The organism is Candidatus Dechloromonas phosphoritropha (assembly GCA_016722705.1).
GTDB classification, from domain to species: domain Bacteria; phylum Pseudomonadota; class Gammaproteobacteria; order Burkholderiales; family Rhodocyclaceae; genus Azonexus; species Azonexus phosphoritrophus.
In genome coordinates this window covers 1071205-1092656 of record JADKGN010000001.1, presented here as the reverse complement: position 1 = coordinate 1092656, position 21452 = coordinate 1071205, and the positions used below count along the sequence as shown (strand labels likewise).

Sequence of the window (21452 nt, the reverse complement as noted above, 5' to 3'; positions counted from 1 at the left end):
TCGGCTGGGTGACGGGTCATACCTACATCACTTACGGCCCGCTCGCCTGTGGCGCCACCGAAATCGTCTTTGAGGGCGTGCCGACCTACCCGGATGCCGGCCGGTTCTGGAAGGTCATCCAGGACCGCAAGGTCAGCGTCTTCTACACCGCGCCGACGGCAATCCGTTCGCTGATCAAGGCTTGCGACGCCAATGCCGCAGTGCATCCCAAGAGCTACGACCTCTCTTCGTTGCGTATTCTCGGTACCGTCGGCGAGCCGATCAACCCGGCTGCCTGGCAGTGGTATTACGACAATGTCGGCGGCGGCCGCTGCCCGGTCGTCGATACTTTCTGGCAGACCGAGACTGGCGGTCACATGATCACGCCGCTGCCGGGCGCTACCCCGCTGGTGCCGGGCTCCTGCACGCTGCCGTTCCCGGGCATCATGGCGGCCGTGGTCGATGAGACCGGCGCCGACGTGCCCCTGGGTCAAGGCGGCATCCTTGTCGTCAAGAGGCCATGGCCGGCGATGATCCGCACCATCTGGGGCGACCCGGATCGCTATCAGAAGAGCTACTACCCGGCCGACTTCCAGGGCAAGTACTACCTGGCGGGCGACGGCGCCATTCGCGACAAAGATACCGGTTACTTCACCATCACCGGCCGCATCGACGATGTGCTGAATATTTCCGGGCACCGTATGGGCACGATGGAAATTGAGTCGGCTCTGGTCTCCAACCCGATGGTCGCCGAAGCAGCAGTCGTTGGCCGCCCGGATGACCTGACCGGTGAAGCCATTGTCGCCTTCGTGGTTCTGAAGGGCAAGCGCCCGACCGGCGACGATGCCAAGCGGATCGTCAAGGAGTTGCAGAACTGGGTGGGCAAGGAGATCGGTCCGATCGCCAAGCCGAAGGACATCCGCTTCGGTGACAACCTGCCGAAGACCCGTTCGGGCAAGATCATGCGCCGTCTGCTGCGTGGCCTGGCCCGGGGCGATACTGCGGCGCAAGATACGTCCACGCTGGAAAATCCGGCGATTTTGGAGCAGTTGAAGGGTTAAGGGGTTGGCCGGGTCTTGGCGATGCCAAAACCCGGCGATCCTGGAACAGGGCAAAGGCTGATTCCGGGTTGCTGCAGGGAGACGGCAGGCTTGCCTTCGGCGCACAATGGCAAGGAGGAGACAATGGTTGCCTATCGGGTGACCCTCCGTGTGTTCGTTCGGGACCGCATGCCATCGACGGCCGGCACGTTTAGCGTGCCGGCCGTTTTATTTTCCGGGAGCGTTTCATGAAGCGTGCGGATCCTGTACGGCAGCGCCTGGTGGCACTCGGTCTCCTGGGCGTGCTGCTGCTGAATTTTCCCATGCTCGGATTGCCGGGCGGATACTGGGGGGCGATTCCGGCGCCGGCCCTCTATTTGTTCGGTGTCTGGGCCACAATTGTCGGGCTGGCCGCGCTAATCGTCGAAAAGCGGGGTAAATAGGGGTTGCCGACCAGCCTGATACTGCTGCTCGCGGCGGGCTATCTCGGCGTGCTGTTCGCCGTCGCCCGCTTTGGCGATGCCCGGGCCGATGCCGGCAGGTCGATCATTTCGGCGAATGTCTATGCGTTGTCGCTGGCGGTCTATTGCACTTCATGGACGTTCTACGGCAGCGTCGGGCGCGCCACCTCGGGCGGGCTGTCGTTCCTGACCATCTACCTCGGTCCGACGCTGATGTTGCTGTTCGTCGGCGTCATCATCAAGATGATCCGTATCAGCAAGGCGGAGCGCGTCAACTCGATCGCCGATTTCATCGCCACGCGTTACGGCAAGAGCCAGCTGCTGGCCGGGCTGGTCACGGTGATTGCGGTGATCGGTACCCTTCCTTACATCGCCTTGCAACTCAAGGCCGTGGCCGCGAGCCTCGAAATCCTCATCGGCCAGGAGAGCAGTTACATGCCGTCGATGATCGACCTCACTTTCGTGATCGCCACACTGCTGGCGATGTTCACGATCCTGTTTGGCACGCGCCATCTCGACGCGACCGAGCGTCACGAGGGGATGGTGGCGGCGATCGCCTTTGAATCGGTTATCAAGCTGCTTGCTTTTCTGGCGGTTGGCCTGTTCGTGACCTATGGCATGTTTGGCGGCTTCGCCGACCTGTTCGAGCGGGCCGCCGCCGCCCCCGAACTGGCCCGCCTGCTGCATCTGGATGCGAGCCGAGCCGGAACATGGGCTGCGCTGACTCTGCTGTCCGGCCTGGCCATTATTCTTCTGCCGCGCCAGTTCCAGATCATCGTCGTCGAGAATGTCGACGAGTCACATCTGCGACGGGCGGTCTGGCTGTTTCCTCTCTACCTGGTGCTGATCAATATCTTCGTACTGCCGCTGGCGCTGGGTGGATTGCTTTATTTTCAAGGGAGGGCAACCCCGATACCTTCGTTCTCACTCTGCCGCTCGCGCACGGTGCCAGGGCGCTGGCATTGCTGGTCTTCATCGGCGGCCTCTCGGCGGCGACCGGCATGGTGATCGTCGAGACCATCGCCCTGTCGACCATGGTCTGCAACGATCTTGTCATGCCCTGGCTGCTGCGCTCGCGATGGCTGGGCATCAGCGAACGGCGCGATCTGACGGGCCTGTTGCTCGGCATCCGGCGCGCTGCCATCGTCGTCATCCTGCTGCTCGGCTACATCTATTTCCGTGCCGCCGGCGAAGCCTACGCGCTGGTCGGCATCGGGCTGATTTCCTTTGCCGCGGTCGCGCAGTTCGCGCCCGCCATGTTCGGTGGCATGTACTGGAAGCAGGCGACGCGTGCCGGCGCTGTCGCCGGCCTGGCCGGCGGCTTCGCCGTCTGGCTATATACGCTGTTGCTGCCGTCCTTCGCCAAGTCGGGCTGGATCGACGCAGGCTTTGTCGAACACGGCCCGTGGGGCATTGGCGCGCTCAAGGCGCATGCGTTTTCGGACTTTCCAGATTCGACGAAATCACGCATAGCCTCTGGTGGAGCCTGCTCGTCAATATTGGCCTGTTCGTGACGGTTTCGTTTGCTACACGGCCCAGCGCCATCGAAGCCGAGCAGGCGGAGCGCTTTGTCGATGTCTTCCATTATCGTGGCAGCGCGAGTGCCACGCGCTTGTGGCGCGGCACCGCCTCGGCCGAGGAACTGGTCGATCTGGTCGAGCGTTTTATTGGCGCGACGCGTACACGGCAGCAACTTGCCGAATTTGCGGCCGTGCATGGCGCCGATGACTGGCGGAAGCTGCCGGCTGATGCCGAGTTCGTGCGATTTGCCGAGGCGCAGTTGTCGGGTACGATCGGTTCAGCCAGCGCCCATGCCATGGTCGCTTCGGTGGTGCGCGAAGAGGCGCTCGGCCTTGACGAGGTGCTCGACATTCTCGACGAGGCATCGCAGGTCAGGGCCTACAGCCGCGAGTTGGAAGCCAAGTCGCGTGAACTCGAGACGGCGACTGGCGAACTGCGCGAAGCCAACGAGCGCCTGCGCGAGCTCGATCGCATGAAGGACGATTTCATTTCGACGGTGACCCATGAGTTGCGTACACCGCTGACCTCGATCCGGGCCTTTTCCGAGATGCTGCACGAAGACCCGCAAATCGACCTTGCCGACCGAACCCGCTTTCTCGGCATCATCGTCCACGAGGCCGAACGGCTGACCCGGCTGATCAACCAGATTCTCGATCTGGCCAAGCTCGAATCGGGTCGCGCCGAATGGGCGACCGGTGAGGTCGACATCGGCGAAGTAGTCCGCGAAGCGATGGCGTCGCTGAGCCAGTTGTTCCGCGACAAGGCGGTCACGCTGGACAGCGAGATTCCGCCGCACGGACCGGTGGTCATTGCCGACCGTGACCGCCTGACCCAGGTCATGGTCAATCTGCTGGCCAATGCCGTCAAGTTCGTTCCTGGCGATACCGGAACTGTCACCGTGCTGGTGACCGCCGACGCCCGCGCGGCGCGCGTCGAGGTTGCCGACAACGGGCCGGGGATGACTGCCGAAGAAGTGTCCGTCATCTTCGAGAAATTTCGTCAGGGTGGAAACACGATGACCGACAAGCCGCAGGGTACGGGGCTCGGGTTGCCGATCAGCCGGCAGATTGTCGAGTACTTTGGTGGTAATCTCTGGGTTGAAAGCCGGCCCGGCGCCGGTGCAAAATTCATCTTCACGGTGCCCTTGCCAGTGCCGGAAAAATAAGAGGGAGGCGCAAGGCATGGTCAAGAAGATTCTCATTGTCGACGACGAGCCCAATATCGTCATTTCGCTCGAGTTCCTGATGAAGAAGGAAGGTTTCGAGGTGGCAGTAGCCAATGATGGCGACGAGGCGCTGGCCATGGTCGCCAGCACCAACCCGGATCTGCTGCTGCTTGACGTGATGATGCCGAAGAAGTCAGGCTTTGAGGTCTGCGAAGCCCTGCGCGCCGATCCCGGACGCGCAGGTCTGAAGATCATCATGCTGACCGCCAAGGGGCGCGATACCGAGATGGCCAAGGGTTTGGCGATCGGCGCCGACGCCTATGTCACCAAGCCGTTCTCGACCAAGGATCTGGTCAACAAGGTCAAGGAAATACTCGCTGTCTGACCTGTCGCGGTCGACCGCCGTTACAGCCTGAAATTCGATCCGGATGGACGCCATGAAGGCAAAATATCGATTCCTGCTGGCAGTCATTGTGCTAGGTCTGCTGATGACCGGGCCATTCATGGTCACCTTTCTGCTCGTCTGGCTGGACATGAGTGCGAGCGAGCACGCGGAATTGATTCACTTGCTGCTTTCTTACCTGCCGACCGGCATTGTGATGACGGCGTTAGGCTTTGCAGTCGGCGTGGTCGTGCTGAACACGCTGTTCAAGCAGTATGTCGACGGGCTGATGAGCATGTCCGAAAAGCTGCGCCTGATGCTCGGAGCCAACCGCAATTTTCGGGTAACGCCGGAAGGTCCGCCGGAGGTCCAGCATCTGGCGCGCGCCGCCAACGATCTGGCGCAGCAGCGCGACGTCCTGCTCGACGACGTCAGCGAGCAGATCGCCGCGGCCAAGGCGTCGGTCGAGGAAGAGAAGAACCGGCTCGCCGCGCTGATGTCGGAACTGGCGCAGGCCGTGGTCGTCTGCAACCTCGACGGACGTATTCTGCTCTACAACAATCGCGCCCGTCTCCAGTTCAAGGCGCTGGCGCAGGGGCCGACGTCGGTGTCCGGGGGTGCCCTGATCGGCCTCGGGCGCTCGATTTTCTCGATTCTGGAGAAGAATCAGGTGCAGCATGCCGAGGGCGTCGTCCGCCAGCGGCTGGCGGCCGGCAAGACCGCGTTGTCGAACTTCATCACGACGCTGCGCGGCGGCCAGTTGCTGCGTGTCCAGATGGTACCTGTGTTCAGCGGCAGCGAGCGTGGCGACAGGATGTCCGGCTTCGTGCTGACGATCGAGAACATTACACGCAACATCGAGGAGGAGACGCGCCGCAACCAGGTGTTGCACGCGTTGACCGAAGGCAGCCGGGCGTCGCTCGGCAGCATCCGTGCGGCGGTGACGAACCTGATCGATTACCCGGACATGGAGCCGGAAATGCGTGAGCGCTTTCTCGGCGTCGTCGGCGACGAGGTCGCGGGCATGAGCCAGCGCCTCGACCGCACGATGGTCGATTTTTCGGACTCGATGAAGATGCGGTGGCCGCTGGAAGACATTCTCGGCATCGATCTCATCCTTGCCGCCCAGCGCAGGATCGAGGAGAAACTGCAACTGCCGACCAAGACCGAAGGGCTGGACAATGCGCTGTGGGTCAAGGCCGAAAGTTTTTCGCTGGTTTTCGCGCTGCTCTTCCTGGCTTCTAGGCTGCAGGATCACTATAAACCACGGGAACTGCGCTTCCGGTTGGCTGCCGAGGGTAAGCTTGCCTATCTCGACCTGATCTGGGCCGGGCCGGCGATGTCTTCGGAAACCTTCTACACGTGGGAAATGGAGTCGATGCGTGTCGGCGTTGAAACGTCACCGCTCACCGTGCGCGACGTCATTGACCGCCATGGTGGCGAAATCTGGTATCAGCGTGAAAAGGCCGCCCACCGCGCCTATTTTCGCTTCGTGCTGCCGGTGGCGACACCGGAAATCGAAGAGCAGCAGGAGGACAACAAGCGCGGCGCGGGGCGGCCGGAATACTACGATTTCGATCTCTTCAACTATGAAGACAAGTCCGTCGATCTCGAGCGCAAGCTGAGCGAACTGACCTATACCGTCTTCGACACGGAAACGACCGGGCTGCAACCGTCGGCCGGCGACGAGATTATCCAGATCGGCGCGGCGCGCATCAGAACAATCGCCTGCTGCGCCAGGAGGTCTTCGATCAACTGGTCGATCCGGGACGGCCCCTCAAACCTGAATCGATCCCGATTCACGGTATTACCGAGGACATGGTGCGCGGCAAGCCGAACATCGACCTGGTTCTGCCGGCGTTTCACGAGTTTTGCGCCGACACCGTGCTGATCGCTCACAATGCCGCTTTCGACATGCGCTTCCTGCAACTGAAGGAGAAGCAAACCGGCGTTCGCTTCACGCAACCGGTCCTCGATACCTTGCTGCTGTCGGCGGTGGTTCATCCCAATCAGGAGTCGCACAGGCTGGACGACATCCTGGGTCGTCTGGGCATCGAGATCGAAAGCCGTCACAACGCCCTGAAGGATGCACTCGCGACAGCCGAGGTGTTCCTGAAATTGGTTCCGCTGCTGGAATCGATTGGCATCGTAACGGTGCGCCAGGCGCTGGAAGCTTCCGAGAAAACTTACTTCGCCAGGGTCAAGTACTGACATGCCCTGGTCCCTGGAAGACATCCTTCCCTGCCGTCGGCGTCTGGCGCTCGAAAGCGATCTGGATACATTCGCTTCACTCGAGGAGGCGCCGCAGATCGCTGTCCTGGTTCTGGAGTTCCTGCGGGACTTTGCTGCGCGGGATCTGAGCGGGGGCCTGCTGGCACACCTGATCGCAGCGTTCAATGATCGCCTGACGGTCCGCGTCATCGAACTCACGGCGCGTCGCCACCGTATGCCAAAGGGTTCGTGGTGCTGGCTGGCGCTCGGTTCGGAAGGGCGGCACGAACAGACTCTGGTCAGCGATCAGGACAACGGCTTGGTGTTCAGCGCCAGCGACCAGTATGAGGCAGTGGCCTTGCGCGAAGTCTTTCTGCCCTTTGCCCAAGACGTCAATCGGCGCCTCGCCGACTGCGGCTTCCCGCTGTGCAGGGGCGGGATCATGGCCGGCAATCCGGCGTGGTGCCTGTCGCTCGATGAATGGCGGCAGCGCTTTTTCGATTGGGTGCGCTGCCCTGAGCCGGAGGCACTGCTCAACGCCAGTATTTTCTTTGACCTTTACCCGCTGTACGGTGACCTTGATCTCGGCGAGAAACTGCGCAGCCTGCTGCTCGCCCTGACTGCCGACACTCCGGCATTCCTCCATCTGATGGCGGTCAATGCCTTGGTGGTCGATGTGCCGCTGAATTTTCGCGGTGATGTCGTAGCCGGCGAGGGGGGAGGCGGCAACGAGGTGGACCTCAAGAAGTTCGGCAGCCGCATCTTTGTTGACGTCGCCCGGATCTTCGCGCTGTCGAGTGGTGTCCGGTCGGTCAACACCAGCAAGCGCTTGGCCGAGTCCGGCCCCGCGGTCGGGATGACTGGCAGCGAGATTGCTGCGGTCGACGCCGCTTTTTCGCATATTTTGCGGCTGCGCCTGACTCGGCAGATCGCCGCCGGACCGGCAGCGGCCGAAGCCGGGAACGGCGTTCCGCTGAATAGTCTGAACGAGATGGACATTGCGATTTTGAAGGCGTCGTTGCGGCAGGCGAGGCGACTTCAGCAGCGTCTCAAGTTAAACTATGATCTTTGAATGGAAATGAGGTTGTCGTGAGTCAAAAGGAAAAGGCCATTGGCCAGGCAGAAATGGATCTACGGCAGCAGGGAAGCCGCCGCGTCGCGGGGAGCACCCAGAAATTCCTCAAGCATTACGCGCCCTTTGACAAGATGAAGAGCGATGCCCTGCAACTGTTCGCGGAAAAGGCGCAACTGGTCTTTCACGCGGCCGACAGCGAGATTGTCGGCCCGGATTCTGGCAATGTCCGCTTCTTCTACGTGATCGAGAGTGGCAAGGTACAGGCGCGCCAGGCCGGCGAGGTGACGGTTACCGAGTATTCGGTCCTTAACCTGGGGCTGGGCGAGAGTTTTTCGATCGGTGCAGCGACTTCGGGGCGGCCGACGACGAATACCTACACGGCGGTCGAGGATACCTTCTGCTACCAGTTGCCGACCCGGGACCTGTTGGAGCTGATGGCGATCAGCCCGGAATTCACCCTTTTCTGCACGCAACACATTGCCAGCCTGCTGCAGCAGTCGCGGCTGCAGCTGCAGCAGCAGTTCGCTCAGCGTGCCAGCGAACAACAGACGCTCAATTCGCCGCTGACCAAGATCGGCTCACGCTCGCCCATCTCGGTGGTGCCGGAAACGCCTTTGCGGAGCGCGCTGGAGGGCATGTCGAAGGCGGGGGTTGGTTCGCTGATCATCGCCGGCGCCGACCGCAGGCCGGTTGGAATCTTCACCCGCTCCGATCTCCTCGATCGTGTCTTTCTGGTTGCTTTGCCGGATTCGGCGCCGATCAGCGAGGCGATGTCGCCTCATCCCTTCATGCTGGAGGAGAACGCAACCGCCTACGACGCGATGCTCGCGATGGCCACCCACGGCATTCGCCACGTGCTGGTGACCGATGCCGAAGGCAAGCTGACCGGAGTCGTTTCCGAGCGCGACCTGTTCGCCCTGCATCGCGTCGGTCTACGTCAGATTCGCCAGGCCATCGAGTCGGCGGCGGATGTCGAGTCGCTGCAGCGGTCGGCGGCGGATGTCCGCCAGTTGTCCTTCAACATGCTGGCGCAGGGCATCGGCGCCGAGCAGTTGACCCAGTTCATCTCGGTACTCAACGACGCGCTGACGCGCCGTGTCCTTGAACTCAATCTCCACAACCACCATTTCGATGGCGTCGAATGGGCCTGGCTGGCATTCGGCTCGGAAGGACGCGACGAGCAGACGTTCAGCACTGACCAGGACAACGGGATCGTCTTCATCTGTCCCGATGCTGCCGAAGTCAAGGATCTGCGCAAGCGCCTCGTGGCATTCGCGCTGGACGTCAACAAGGATCTCGACCGCTGCGGCTTTCCACTGTGCAAGGGCAACATCATGGCCAGCAATCCGCAGTGGTGCCTGACCCTCGATGAGTGGAAGAACCAGTTCGGCAAGTGGGTGAGCTCTCCGGAGCCCGTGGCCCTGCTCAATGCCTCGATCTTCTTCGACTTCCGCGCGCTGTTCGGCGCTGCCGACCTTGCGGAACAGATGCGCCGCTATCTGCTGACCGCGGCCGGTGGAAATTCGCTGTTCCTGCAGGCCATGGCACGAAATGCCCTTGGCGTGGCGCCGCCGCTGGGGACGATTCGCGACTTCATCACCGATCTCGAGCCCGGACATCCGGGCAAGATCGATCTCAAGAAATACGGTTCGCGCATTTTCGTCGATGTCGCCCGAATCCATGCGCTGGCCACCGGCGTCCATAACACGAACTCGGTCCAGCGTCTGCGCATCGCTTCAAAGCGACTGGCGATACGCGACGAAGAGGTCGATGCGGTGCTCGAAGGGCTCGATTTCATCCAGATGCTGCGCTTGCGTCACCAGTTCCTCGACGACAAGCCCGGCGTTCAGGGGAACAACCTGATCGATCCCAACGAACTGAACGAACACGATCGCCGGGTTCTCAAGGAGTCCTTCCGTCAGGCGCGCAAGATCCAGAACCGTCTCAAGCTCGACTACCAGGTGCGCTGATGGCTTTCAAACTAAGCAAGCTCCTGGGCAAGGGCGGAACCAGGTCACCGGAGAAACTGCCCGCCGACGTACGCAAGGAGCTCGAGGCCTGGCGTGCCAGCCCGTCGCCCGAACTCGATGAGTGGCATTACCATGTGCGCTACGTCGTGGTCGACATTGCGACATCGGGGCCGGCGCCGGGTGGAGCGTTGCTTGGTATTTCGGCCGTGGGCGTGCAGGGGGGGGCGATCATTCCGGCGGACGCCTTCACCTTCGACCTGGTCGCGGGGGACATCGACGCTGATGCGGTCGACCGCCAGTTGATGGCATTTCTCGCCTACACGGCAAAGGTGCCGCTGGTGACCTTCCACAGCCCGTTCGTCAGCAACTTCGTGAAACCTGCGTTGCAGAATCGTCTGGGAGTCAATTTTCAGCCGCACTGGGTCGATCTCGCCTGGATGCTGCCGTCGCTGTACCCGGACAAGTCGGTGACGCTGCTGCCATTGGACGACTGGCTCGAGCGGTTGGGCATCCACGGCCAGGGCAGCGGGCGCCGCGACACGATGACCAATGCGTTGATGCTGGCGCGCCTGTTCCAGATGGTGCTGGTTCGCGCCATCGGCAAGGAAATCCTCACGGCAGAAAAGCTGATCGAGGAGTCGCAAGCCACGGTCTTCCTGCGCCGAAACCATTAGTCACTAACCAGTTCAATCATCACAAATCATGAGAAGAATTCAGGATGCGCAAGCCATGGTTGGCACTATGTTGAAGCGGGTCAATGAGCAGGCCGCAGCGACGACTGAACGTCCCAATCGAGTGAGGTAGTAGCGATAGGTATGAGTGACTTTCTTGATCAAGCCGAGCGTACGCAGTCGGGCAAGTTGGCGCGACATGGCGGACGGAGTGAGCTTCAGATAGCTGAGAAGATCGGCACGACGCCAACCGTGAATGTTGAACTCGCCGCGTTGCATGGTTTGCAGCAAGGCTTTCTCGGCAGGATCAAAGAAGTTCACCCCTTTGACACCGGGAGCCGCCCCCAACCGTGGCATGCTCAATCGCTCCAAGTCACGCTCGCCGGCACTGGGGTCATCGAGGCTGGAGAGGAACGCCAGGTAACGTTGGTTGCAGCCGAGCAGGATGTCGCGCAGGTCGATCAGGCTATAGATTGTCTTCTTCAGGGGCGCCAATTCTCGGGTGGCGTGCCTGTCCTTGTGTTCCACCTTGCGGTGGTGTTTGAAGAAACTCACGTCATTGACGGTCGTTTCGACCCGCAGTACGCGGGAGAATTTGTCATACACCTTGACGCCAGCGGCGCCCATGGTGTGCTTGATGCAGCGCCCCTCGATACGGGTGGACAACCGGGAACCGATCTCCTGGGCCAGTTGTGGTGTGACCTTCTTGCCCAGAAAGCTGGAGACGCGTTCTGCGTTGGCGGCCAAGACCGCTTGGCGCGAAATGGCGTCATACAGTGGAACCAATATCTGCTCACTGCGAAACATCAGGTCGGTGGAGTATTCGACTTGGCGCAGGCTCCAGTGATACGAGGATCCAAAGACGTCAAGCACTGGGCACAACCACTGCGCATAGCGATCCAGTCGCGGGTGAAGTACGTCGGGACTGAACGCATCCGCCAGCGCCTGCGCCTGCGCGATGTCGGCGACACGCAGGAAGGCGTTGTCCTGCTGGAGGAAGTCGATCCTTTCTCGCGTCAGAGTTCTTGCCAGAGCGCTGTGACCATTACAGTAGAACTGCAACCCGAACGGTGCCCACGTCGGCACACGCAGGTAGCACAACCCCAGTTCCTCGTCGATGAAATAGAAGTAGTCGTGCAGGCACTTGCCTTGATCGGGGCGCAGGTAAGTCTTGCCACTGCCTTTGTCATGCCACGGTTTGTAGCTCGGACAGGCTTCCATGGCCGAGAGCACATGCACCAAACCCGGTGCGTCGCCGCGACCGGCGAGCACTCGCGCGACCAACTCTTCCTTGCGAATATGGCTTTTGCTGACGTGCGCGATTTCAATACCCGCCGCCAGACACACCTCCTGCGCACGCTCACGAATGCGATCTCGCAGCGGCTCGGCAAATCGCGGGTAGTCGAATACCCGAATTCCGTGCGTGTACAAATAACTCGTCATTCCTGCCGCGTAGCACGCACCAGGCAGCGTGCCGGTGATAATGATCCGGTCAAAGCACGAAAGCACGCCATGCATGTTCGTCGCGTATCGTTCCGCCAGAGCCATCGCCAACATGATCGCCTCCTCGGTCATTCGTCAGGCTTCTATCGTAATACCTGTTTGGTTCCGGCTCGTCCGGCTTAGGGTAGGGCGATGCTGGCCTCCCTGACCAGGCTACAGCGCTACTATCTGTTGTACACGGGCGGCTTCCTGATGTTCGTGGGGGCGCTTGCCGTGCTCGAGCAGCACGGTATGCCGCCGCGCTGGATCGGCTACTCGTTCCTGATCTTCACGATCTCGATGTATGCCGTGATCGGCATCATGAGCCGAACTACCGACGTCTCGGAGTTCTATGTTGCCGGACGCCGGGTACCAGCATTCTTCAACGGCATGGCTACCGGCGCCGACTGGATGAGTGCCGCTTCGTTCATCGGTCTGGCCGGGACGCTCTATCTCTCGGGCTACCAGGGGCTGGCTTTCGTACTTGGTTGGACCGGCGGCTTCGTCCTGGTCGCGCTGCTGCTGGCACCGTACCTGCGGCGTTTCGGCGAATTCACGATCCCTGATTTCCTGAGCGCCCGCTACGGCGGCAACGCCATCCGGCTGGTCGCTGTCGGCGCCACGATTCTTGCCTCGTTCGTCTATGTCGTTGCGCAGATCTACGGGGTCGGCGTCATCACCAGCCGCTTTGTCAGCCTGCAATTCGAAGTCGGCGTTTTCGTCGGCCTCGCCGGCATTCTCGTCTGCTCCTTTCTTGGTGGCATGCGCGCGGTGACGTGGACGCAAGTCGCGCAATATGTGATCCTGATCGTCGCCTATTTGACACCGGTCGCCATCCTGTCATGGTCGGTGACCGGTATTCCGGTTCCGCAGGTGGTCTACGGCCAGGTCCTGCAACAGGTGCGCCAGATGGAAGACAAGATTTTTGACAGCCCGGCCGAGGTCGCCGCCCGCCGCCTCTATCGCGAGCGGGCCGACGAATACGCGCGCAAGATCGCGGAGTTGCCGGATTCGCTTTCCCGCGAACGGGAGCAGTTGTCGTCAAGGATCAACGAGATCAAGGCCACTGACGCGCGGGTGAGGGATATCGTGGCACTGGAAAGGCAGCGTCGCGATCTCCCACAAGACCCTGGTCAGGCCCGGCTACGGTGGGAGGCGGCGATGTTTGCCGCCGCCGAGCGCGCGGCCCCGCCCGTCCATCACGCCGCCGCGTTCCCGGGTGACAGTGCGGAGGGCGGGTGGTCGCAGCACATCAACTTTCTGGCGCTGGTCTTCTGTCTGACGGTTGGCACGGCGGCGCTGCCGCACCTGCTGATGCGCTACTACACGACGCCGAATGTGCGCGAAGCGCGCGAATCCGTCTTCTGGTCACTGTTGTTCATCCTCGTTCTTTATTTGACCGCGCCGGCCTATGCCGCTTTCGTCAAATACGAGGTTCTCGCGCACCTCGTCGACCTCCCCATCGAGAAACTGCCGGGGTGGGTTTCCGCATGGAGCAGGGTTGGACTGGTCAGCTATGAGGACATCAACGGCGACGGTATTCTGCAACTGGCCGAACTTGTACTCAGCCCCGACGTGGTCGTTCTGGCGACCCCCGAGATCGCCGGTATGCCCTATGTGGTTTCCGGGCTGGTCGCCGCCGGTGGCCTGGCTGCCGCCTTGTCCACGGCCGACGGCCTACTGCTGACAATCACCGGCGCCCTGTCGCACGATGTCTACTACCGGGTTTTCCGTCCCGCTTCATCGACCCAGTTGCGCCTGGTGATCTCCAAGTCGCTGCTACTCGTCGTTGCCGTGTTGGCGGCCACGGTGGCGGCGCAGAAGCCGGGCACCATCCTGTCCATGGTTGCCTGGGCTTTCTCGATCGCCGGATCGGCTTTCTTCCCGGCACTGGTACTCGGCATCTTCTGGCGCCGGGCGACGCGAGCCGGCGCGCTGGCCGGCATGATCGTCGGCTTCTCCCTGGCTGCCTATTACATCTTTCGCGTCGAAGTCGGCAGCCTGGCCTGGCTGGGACTCGGCAGCCTGCGCATGCAGCCATGGTTCCAGATCAGTTCAACTGCGGCAGGCGTCTTCGGTGTGGCCGCCGGGTTTGCTACCGTCATCGTGGTGAGCCTGTTCACGAAGGCGCCGGACAAGGAGGTCGAGCGTTTCCTGAATGCCATCCGACGCGCATCGCCGGCAAAGTGTGATCCATGACGGACGATCATTACTGGCTGAGGACGCGGCGGCTAACCTTCGGGCTGATCCTCATCTGGTCGGTTGTCACCTTCGTCCTCACCTGGTTCGCGGCGGACCTAAATGGCTTCAGCCTGTTCGGATTTCCGCTCGGCTTCTACATGGCGGCCCAGGGGAACCTCGTGATCTATCTGGCGCTGATATGGTATTACAACCGGCGGATGCGTAAGGTGGAAGAAGAATGCGGCATTGATGACGAATAGGTGGCGGGTGTGCAGGCTTTCGTGATTAGCGCTCTTCGCGCCGTTGTCGAGATGCTCGGACTGTGCCTGATTGGCCAGGGGATACTCCATCTGCTTGCCGGAAGCCGGCGGCAGCAGAACGCCATCTATAGGTTTTTCGACCTATTGACACGTCCGCCGCGAAGGGTTGTCGCCTTCCTGCTACCGTCGTGGGTGCCGGAAGTGCTCGTCGGCGCTGTGGCTCTGGTGCTTCTCTTCATACTCTGGATCGGGCTCGCGTGGCTGCGAAAGTGGCTTTGAGGAACAGAGCCCCCTCTGCTACAATGCTCGCCGTCCGGAGAGGTGGATGAGTGGTTTAAGTCGCACGCCTGGAAAGCGTGTGTGGGATAACATCCCACCCCGGGTTCGAATCCCGGTCTCTCCGCCAGACATCCAGTAATAAAGCGCCTTTCATGGCGCTTTTTTATTACACCCATCAAAACACCCATCAAATAAAAAGTGCTTGAACCGCAGCGTTTCAGTTCTTCCTGCGCCAAGACTCTCTCAAGAAACATAGCATATCTTCATGATTGTCTTAGCTATTTCAAATGGGCTGAGGAATAGGGGTGAGTTGCAGGCCGAGCTTTTCTGCACGTTTTGCGAGGTGATGGATCACACGCTGTCGATAGCGTTCCTCGTAGTAGTCCTGTCCCTGATCAGTGTATTCGGTGCCCTTGGTGAGCATCGTGTAAATCAGTCGCGCCAGCTTGTGGGCTGCTGCGGTGACGGCCTTGGGCTTGTCCATGCGTGAGCACATGCGCCGGAAGTAGGCTCCCAATGCTGATTGGCTGGTACGCAGGGCGCTGGCAGCCAAGCGCAGGGCCTGGGCAGCATGATTGGCGCATCGCTTGGTTTTGCCACTCATCACCTTGCCCCCGGTAATCTTGGTGCCCGGGCATAAACCCAGCCAACTCGTGAAGTGCGCGGCGGTAGCAAAGCGTGACATATCCGCCCCTGTCTCGCTGATGACGGCCAGCGCCGTAGTGACATCGATTCCATCAATGCGCGTCAAATCGACACCGCACATCTTGAAGAGTTGCGTGCGTAAATCGAACTTGGGCGCATTGCGAGCTCGGCCGCGTTGCTTACCTTTGACGGGCTCTCCCTCGTGGGCCTGCAAACGTTGCAGTTGCAGCTCAATCTCGCTGTCGCACTCAGTGAGTTGGACACCCGCGAAGTCAAACGCGGCCAGCGCCTGTTTGAGCGCGAACAAGTGTTCGGCCCGCCAGTTGCCTTCCAGGCTCTTTGCGATTTCAGCAATACTGGCGCGGATGCGAGCGTTCTTCATCGCCCCCAGCACGTGTCCATCGCGTTCGCCCGACACAATGGCGCGCAGTATCTTCTGGCCTGTCTCGCCTACGACGTCTGAAATGACGTTGGCCAACTGAACGTTCATTTGCGTGAGTGCCTTCTGCATGTGCTGCACGTGTCGCGCCCTTGACCTCTGAGCAACATGGCACGCTGCCGCCACAGGGCGCGCAGCACGCACACTTGCTCGGCTGGACGAAATGCACCACTGAGCAGACCGTAGGTCATGAGCTGCTGAAGCCATTGGCAGTCCAGCACGTCAGATTTGCGTCCAGAGACATTTTTGACATGACGTGCGTTGACCAGTAGTACGGTGAAACCGCGTGACTCCAGCAACTCGAACAAGGGAATCCAGTAAACCCCCGTGGATTCCATGGCAACGATGTCGACTCGGCAGGCTTTGAGCCAATCGGCGATGGCATTGAGATCGACAGTGAAGCTGGGAAATTCGCGCACCGATGAATCGTCCCGGTCAGGCGGTACGGACACAAAATGAGAGGCGCTGCCGATATCGATACCGGCGGCATTAGTCAAGTCCAAAATCTGCTGTAAATACTCTTCGATCCGATGAATGACGAATGGTTTTCAGCTAGCGAGGGCAACAACGTTGTTGCCCTCGCTAGCTGCGGCGCGGGAAGCCGCCCACTCCTTGAATTCATCCATGTCGAGGTACTTCCGTTCCTGCCAAGCCTCGTTCTGTTCGGCCAGCAGAGCGCCGATCAGGCGCAAGGCTGACTCGTCGTTGGGGAAGATGCGGATCACGCGCTCCCGCCGGCGAATTTCCTCGTTGAGCCGCTCCTGCATGTTCGTTGTGCGTAGCCGCTTGCGATACTTCTCGGGCAAGACCATTACCGCCATGGCATCCTCGAATCCTGCTTCGAGGCAGGCCACCGCTTTGGGGGCGCTCTTGGCGAAGCGCTCGGTGAATTCCGCCAGGCGGCGCTTGGCCTCGACCAAATCGGGCGCCTGCAGCACGAGCTTGACGGCAGCTGCCACCTCGGCGCGGTGGCGGGTGTTGCATTGGCCCAGAATGTTGCGCATCAGATGCACCTGACAGCGTTGCCAGCTGGCCCCCTGAAAGTGCCGCGCTGCCGCTTCACGCAGGCCGCCGTGGTCGTCCGAGATGATGAACTGCGTGCCCTTGAGGCCGCGCCCTCTGAGCCAGCGGAAGGTCTCGTCCCAGGTGGCGAAGCTCTCGGTGTCGCCGATCCGCACGCCCAGAATCTCCCGGAAGCCATCGGAGCGGATGCCTGAGACGGTCAGCACGGCACGCGAAACCACACGATCTTCTTGCCGACTCTTGATGAACAGGGCATCGACCAGCACGAAGGGATACTCGCCGTCCAGCCGCCGTTCGTTGAACGCGCTGACCCGCGGTTCCAGTCCGGCGCACAGTGCGCTCACCGTCGATTTGGAGAAGCTGGCGCCGCACAGCTCTTCGGTGATCGCCGAGACCTTGCGCGTCGAGACACCGTGCACGACCATTTCCATGAGCGCCAGAACGAAGGCCTGCTCGCTCCGCTGGTAGCGCTTGAAGATGTCCGTCGAAAAGCTGCCGTCCCGCGTCTGCGGCACCAGCAGCGTCACCGGCCCAACCCGCGTGTAAAGGGTGCGTGGCCGGTAGCCGTTGCGATAGCCGGCCCGTTCGTCCGTGCGCTCGTGCCGCGTCGCCCCCAGCGTTTCCGTCACCTGCGCCTCCAGTACTTGATTGAGCACCGCTTCCACCAGTTTCGCCAGCCCGTCCTGCCCGTTTAAAAGCCCTGGCAGCAAGTCCGTTCCTACGCTAACCTCATACCCAGTCATCGCTTCTCTCCTTCGGTTATCGATCGTCTCGCAACGTCAGTTTACCGAATCGAAGCGGTGGCTACCTGCCACCCGATTTACAGCAGTTTAGGGACTCAATCGTCAACACACCCTAGCTAGAAGCCGCTCTGTCACTAGCTTTTCGTTGTTAACTTGATATTTTATGCAACATAAAAATCCATAAAAAGCGGCGCGGCCATATTTAGTCACTAACCAGTTCAATCATCACAAATCATGAGAAGAATTCAGGATGCGCAAGCCATGGTTGGCACTATGTTGAAGCGGGTCAATGAGCAGGCCGCAGCGACGACTGAACGTCCCAATCGAGTGAGGTAGTAGCGATAGGTATGAGTGACTTTCTTGATCAAGCCGAGCGTACGCAGTCGGGCAAGTTGGCGCGACATGGCGGACGGAGTGAGCTTCAGATAGCTGAGAAGATCGGCACGACGCCAACCGTGAATGTTGAACTCGCCGCGTTGCATGGTTTGCAGCAAGGCTTTCTCGGCAGGATCAAAGAAGTTCACCCCTTTGACACCGGGAGCCGCCCCCAACCGTGGCATGCTCAATCGCTCCAAGTCACGCTCGCCGGCACTGGGGTCATCGAGGCTGGAGAGGAACGCCAGGTAACGTTGGTTGCAGCCGAGCAGGATGTCGCGCAGGTCGATCAGGCTATAGATTGTCTTCTTCAGGGGCGCCAATTCTCGGGTGGCGTGCCTGTCCTTGTGTTCCACCTTGCGGTGGTGTTTGAAGAAACTCACGTCATTGACGGTCGTTTCGACCCGCAGTACGCGGGAGAATTTGTCATACACCTTGACGCCAGCGGCGCCCATGGTGTGCTTGATGCAGCGCCCCTCGATACGGGTGGACAACCGGGAACCGATCTCCTGGGCCAGTTGTGGCGTGACCTTCTTGCCCAGAAAGCTGGAGACGCGTTCTGCGTTGGCGGCCAAGACCGCTTGGCGCGAAATGGCGTCATACAGTGGAACCAATATCTGCTCACTGCGAAACATCAGGTCGGTGGAGTATTCGACTTGGCGCAAGCTCCAGTGATACGAGGATCCAAAGACGTCAAGCACTGGGCACAACCACTGCGCATAGCGATCCAGTCGCGGGTGAAGTACGTCGGGACTGAACGCATCCGCCAGCGCCTGCGCCTGCGCGATGTCGGCGACACGCAGGAAGGCGTTGTCCTGCTGGAGGAAGTCGATCCTTTCTCGCGTCAGAGTTCTTGCCAGAGCGCTGTGACCATTACAGTAGAACTGCAACCCGAACGGTGCCCACGTCGGCACACGCAGGTAGCACAACCCCAGTTCCTCGTCGATGAAATAGAAGTAGTAGTGCAGGCACTTGCCTTGATCGGGGCGCAGGTAAGTCTTGCCACTGCCTTTGTCATGCCACGGTTTGTAGCTCGGACAGGCTTCCATGGCCGAGAGCACATGCACCAAACCCGGTGCGTCGCCGCGACCGGCGAGCACTCGCGCGACCAACTCTTCCTTGCGAATATGGCTTTTGCTGACGTGCTCGATTTCAATACCCGCCGCCAGACACACCTCCTGCGCACGCTCACGAATGCGATCTCGCAGCGGCTCGGCAAATCGCGGGTAGTCGAATACCCGAATTCCGTGCGTGTACAAATAACTCGTCATTCCTGCCGCGTAGCACGCACCAGGCAGCGTGCCGGTGATAATGATCCGGTCAAAGCACGAAAGCACGCCATGCATGTTCGTCACGTATCGTTCCGCCAGAGCCATCGCCAACATGATCGCCTCCTCGGTCATTCGTCAGGCTTCTATCGTAATACCTGTTTGGTTCCGGATCGTCCGGCTTAGGGACTCAATCGCGGCATTCGGATGGGTGATCGTCAAGTTCACTCGGGACTTGCACGGCTTGAGACTGACTTTGGCGTTACGTCGGGACATGGTGGGCTCCATCATTCAGGGGGAATGTGGCGCCGCATCGGGTACGTCGTCTAGCTCACTCTCTCAAACGGGATATCGGCGCGTCGGCTATGAACCGCCACGTCAATTCACCAATATCGATGACGTCGCCCAGGACCCAATCCTCTCAACTTAGTCCATAGTCATACGGCGGGTTTGTAAGCAAAGGACAGGTGAGGCTTTCGCTGGTTTGGCCGAGGTCGAGCACGATCAGGGATAAATTTCTGAAGGTTTTTGACGATTTCCGAGAAGATTTCCTTGCCCGGATGTTTCATAAACCCGCCGCGCGATGTCAATGTCGTGCCATTCCAGCCGTGATGCGAGTCAGCTTGCTGCGAATTTTGCTGGCAACCCGCCATGATCGGCCAAATACCCCAACTTTTGGGCATCACACCCTGCCGCCATCGATCCCTGGACAGAGCGCTGGCGAGACCTGACCTCCGCTCAAGCGGATTCGAGTCGGTAGCATGAGACGGCGTCGCCGAGTCGATCAGGCCGGTGCCGGCGGGCGCGGGACGAGGTAAAGCAACTCGGTCACCCGCGCCAGCACCCCTTCATCGGACACGACGTAGGCAAGGACAGCTTGATCCGATCCTTGTACTGCACCACGCGCACCGCCAACTTAAAGAGTTTCAGGATAATCGACAGCGGTTGCGCCTTGGCCAGTTCCGTATGCACCAGCGTGTTCTCGCGCAAGCCGTGAATCAACCCATACGCCGCACACGAATAGAACAGCCGCAGGTGATTGGCGAGGAAGGCATGATCGGAGGTCCGGTCACTGGCCAAGTCGTTCTTCACCGCCTTGATGAAGTTCTCGTCCTGCCCTCGAGCACAGTACAGCTCTTTGTAAAGCACATCAGGCGTCGGGTCGGACAGCGAGGTCACCACGTACCGCGGGTTGTCACCCAAGGCCATCACCTCGGCCTTGACCACCACGCGGTAAGCCTTGGGCCACGAGCCCGCCTGATACTCGATATCGTCGTACAGTCGTGTCGCCGCCGGGGCTGGATTCCCCAGGCGCTGGGCGTTGGCGCTGTGTGTCTGGTGCAGCGCACGGGCTTTCTCCAGCAGCGGCTCGGCCTTGGGCGAGAGCACCTGGTTGCCGGCCAGGCCGAAGAGGAAGTCCAGATGCGGATCGGACGCGCACAAGGCCATCAGTTCGGGATTCGAGAAGTGGCCATCCCCGCGCAGAATGATGTGGGTCTCGGGCCAAGCCTGGCGGAGCAAGCGCAGCACGCGCTTGATGATGGCCGCGTTCTCCTTGCCAGTCGGGCGTTTGCCCGGACGCAGGACGGCAGTAATGAACTTCCCGGAAAGTCCTTCGAAGAGAAACAGCGGCAGGTAGCAGTGATTCCCGTAGTGGGGGTTATAGAACGCCAGTTCCTGCTGCCCGTGAGTGGCATCCTCCGAGTGATCCATATCGAGCACGATCACGGCAGGCGCTTGGGCGTAGCTGGCGATGAAGGCGTCGACGAAGCTTTTGGCCAGGCGGTAAATGTCTTTGCGCGATACGCTGTTTTCGAGCCGGGAGAGCGTGGGGCCGGAGGCCAGGTCATTTCCCTCGTCCAGCGGGGCACGACCGACCGCCAGTTTGAACAGCGGATCGCGCCGCAGCGTGTTGGCGTCATTACCGTCGGCGTAACCGCTGGCGGTCTGGAATATCCGCTGACGAAGCAGGTCGGCCAGGGGATGGTCAATGTACGAGGCGTGGCGTTTGTCGTGAATCGCGCTGACCAGGCGGGGAATCAGGCCGATTTGCAGGTCGATGCCACGCAACAGGAGTGCGCCAAAGTCGGAGGACATCGCCCCGCCGTCAAACTCTGCCCGGATCGTAAATCCGGCGCTGGCGGGAAAGCGAAGCTGGGTTGGGATAGAATAGTCCATAGGCGGTCTCGTTTAGGCTTCTTACAAAGCGTTATTGGCGTAACCCCAATTATATCAATGGGTTAAACGAGATTCGCCTGCTTTTATGAAAAATTCGGGCTTGG

12 protein-coding genes, 1 tRNA gene and 4 pseudogenes are annotated in these 21452 nt (G+C 60.5%); 12 read left to right on the top strand and 5 right to left on the bottom strand.

Annotated features, from left to right (window positions below):
- The 8 genes and pseudogenes from IPP03_05360 to IPP03_05325 form a co-directional block, all read left to right on the top strand.
- A partial coding sequence (locus IPP03_05360) for an AMP-binding protein (protein MBL0352100.1) occupies positions 1–1040 on the top strand: 1040 nt, incomplete at its 5' end.
- Positions 1041–1267: 227 nt separating this feature from the next.
- Positions 1268–1462, top strand: coding sequence for a hypothetical protein (locus tag IPP03_05355; protein MBL0352099.1), 195 nt, complete (start codon positions 1268–1270; stop codon positions 1460–1462).
- Positions 1463–1465: 3 nt separating this feature from the next.
- Positions 1466–4166: pseudogene (locus tag IPP03_05350) on the top strand (histidine kinase).
- Between the two features lie 16 nt (positions 4167–4182).
- A complete protein-coding gene (locus tag IPP03_05345) occupies positions 4183–4551 on the top strand; it encodes a response regulator (protein ID MBL0352098.1) in 369 nt (122 codons plus the stop codon).
- Positions 4552–4603: 52 nt separating this feature from the next.
- A pseudogene (locus IPP03_05340) lies at positions 4604–6759 on the top strand (DNA polymerase III subunit epsilon).
- Position 6760: 1 nt separating this feature from the next.
- Positions 6761–7831: a hypothetical protein gene (locus IPP03_05335; protein MBL0352097.1), complete on the top strand. Its 1071-nt coding sequence runs from the start codon at positions 6761–6763 to the stop codon at positions 7829–7831.
- A gap of 53 nt (positions 7832–7884) precedes the next feature.
- On the top strand, positions 7885–9804 hold the full coding sequence (locus IPP03_05330; GenBank protein ID MBL0352096.1) for a CBS domain-containing protein: 1920 nt from the start codon (positions 7885–7887) through the stop codon (positions 9802–9804).
- Positions 9804–10478 carry a hypothetical protein gene (locus IPP03_05325; protein ID MBL0352095.1) on the top strand — a complete coding sequence of 225 codons (675 nt, stop codon included), beginning with the start codon at positions 9804–9806 and terminating at the stop codon, positions 10476–10478. Before IPP03_05330 ends, IPP03_05325 begins: the two co-directional genes overlap by 1 nt.
- A 39-nt stretch (positions 10479–10517) precedes the next feature.
- Here the strand turns inward: IPP03_05325 and IPP03_05320 are convergent, their stop codons facing one another.
- Positions 10518–12050 carry a MarR family transcriptional regulator gene (locus tag IPP03_05320; protein ID MBL0352094.1) on the bottom strand — a complete coding sequence of 511 codons (1533 nt, stop codon included), beginning with the start codon at positions 12048–12050 and terminating at the stop codon, positions 10518–10520.
- Positions 12051–12110: 60 nt separating this feature from the next.
- Between IPP03_05320 and IPP03_05315 the strand changes: the two genes are divergently transcribed.
- The 4 genes from IPP03_05315 (at position 12111) to IPP03_05300 (ending at position 14804) form a co-directional block, all read left to right on the top strand.
- The gene (locus tag IPP03_05315; protein MBL0352093.1) at positions 12111–14156 is read left to right on the top strand and encodes a cation acetate symporter; all 2046 of its coding nucleotides are present in this window, start codon (positions 12111–12113) and stop codon (positions 14154–14156) included.
- The gene (locus IPP03_05310; protein ID MBL0352092.1) at positions 14153–14398 is read left to right on the top strand and encodes a DUF4212 domain-containing protein; all 246 of its coding nucleotides are present in this window, start codon (positions 14153–14155) and stop codon (positions 14396–14398) included. Before IPP03_05315 ends, IPP03_05310 begins: the two co-directional genes overlap by 4 nt.
- Before the next feature lie 21 nt (positions 14399–14419).
- A complete protein-coding gene (locus tag IPP03_05305; protein MBL0352091.1) occupies positions 14420–14677 on the top strand; it encodes a hypothetical protein in 258 nt (85 codons plus the stop codon).
- Between the two features lie 36 nt (positions 14678–14713).
- A tRNA-Ser gene (locus IPP03_05300) sits at positions 14714–14804 on the top strand.
- 156 nt (positions 14805–14960) lie between these two features.
- Here IPP03_05300 and IPP03_05295 read toward each other — a convergent pair.
- The 4 genes and pseudogenes from IPP03_05295 to IPP03_05280 all read right to left on the bottom strand — a co-directional run bounded on the left by IPP03_05295 (position 14961) and on the right by IPP03_05280 (position 21348).
- Positions 14961–16288 (bottom strand): annotated as a pseudogene (locus IPP03_05295) (IS110 family transposase).
- A gap of 21 nt (positions 16289–16309) precedes the next feature.
- The gene (locus IPP03_05290) at positions 16310–17527 is read right to left on the bottom strand and encodes an IS256 family transposase (protein ID MBL0352090.1); all 1218 of its coding nucleotides are present in this window, start codon (positions 17525–17527) and stop codon (positions 16310–16312) included.
- A gap of 245 nt (positions 17528–17772) precedes the next feature.
- The gene (locus IPP03_05285) at positions 17773–19305 is read right to left on the bottom strand and encodes a MarR family transcriptional regulator (protein MBL0352089.1); all 1533 of its coding nucleotides are present in this window, start codon (positions 19303–19305) and stop codon (positions 17773–17775) included.
- Between the two features lie 649 nt (positions 19306–19954).
- Positions 19955–21348 (bottom strand): annotated as a pseudogene (locus tag IPP03_05280) (IS1380 family transposase).
- Positions 21349–21452 lie beyond the last annotated feature (104 nt).